This is a genomic window from Dietzia sp. HMSC21D01 (assembly GCF_001815995.1).
Classification (GTDB): domain Bacteria; phylum Actinomycetota; class Actinomycetes; order Mycobacteriales; family Mycobacteriaceae; genus Dietzia; species Dietzia cinnamea.
Genome location: NZ_KV823745.1, coordinates 1 through 856 on the forward strand (window position 1 = coordinate 1; position 856 = coordinate 856).

An 856-nucleotide genomic window follows, 5' to 3' on the forward strand; every position below is an offset into this window, starting at 1 on the left:
CGGGGGCACGTCGAGGTCCGCGCCGTCGCCCGGCCCTCCGTGCCCACTGCGTAGCGGCCCACCCAGCGCATCGACCACCAGATCCACCGCGCGCGGAGAGGCCAGGACGGTGAGATGCCCTGATCGGTCGGCCTCGCACCCGTCCTGCAGTCGGGCCACCCGCAGGTCGACGAAGTCCGGCACCTGCGGCGCGACCACCGGACCGGTGAGCTCGTCGTAATCGGACGACACAGCGACGTAGCGCACACCGCGCGCGAACGGCACCCCCTCGTCACCCAGCCAGGCCAGGGTCGCCTCCGCGTCACGTTCGGCGGTCTCGGCGGAAAGCACGCCGAGCAGGTCGGTGACGAACTCCGGCGGTCCCTCGCCCGACCGCGCGGGATCGGCGCCCAGTGTGACGACTGTCCGCACCGAGTCGGCCCGCGCGGTGGCGGCGACGAACGAGGCGATGATCGCTCCCTGCGAGTGCCCGACCAGGTCGACCTCGGCGGCGCCGGTGAGCGCGCGCACCCGGTCGATCTCCGCGGCGAGCTGCGGTGCGGACGCCCCGGTGAGCGAGTCCAGGCCGCCGGCGGCGCCCAGTCCGGGCAGCGCCCCGACGGTCGGCGCCCACACGCAGAACCCCTCCGCGGCCAGCGCCGCGCCGACGGTCGCCCACGAGTTGCCGCCGTTGAGCCCGGTGCCGTGGACCAGGATCACCGGCTCGGGCCGCTCGGCGGTCGGTCGGCAGTCGTCGCGATTGAGACCCGGCGGGTCGGCGAGGCCGTGCGTGAGCTGGTGAACGGCGCCGTCCCACCAGCGCCACGGGACGCCGGCGGCGGTGGGTGCGGCCGTGGAGGTGGGCGCGGCCGTGGAG

Annotated in this window: 1 protein-coding gene; it reads right to left on the minus strand. The window is 75.8% G+C overall.

Annotated features, from left to right (window positions below; translation table 11 throughout):
* Positions 1-856 (minus strand): alpha/beta fold hydrolase (locus HMPREF3086_RS03060; protein ID WP_070720127.1); only part of this gene is annotated, 856 nt, incomplete at both ends.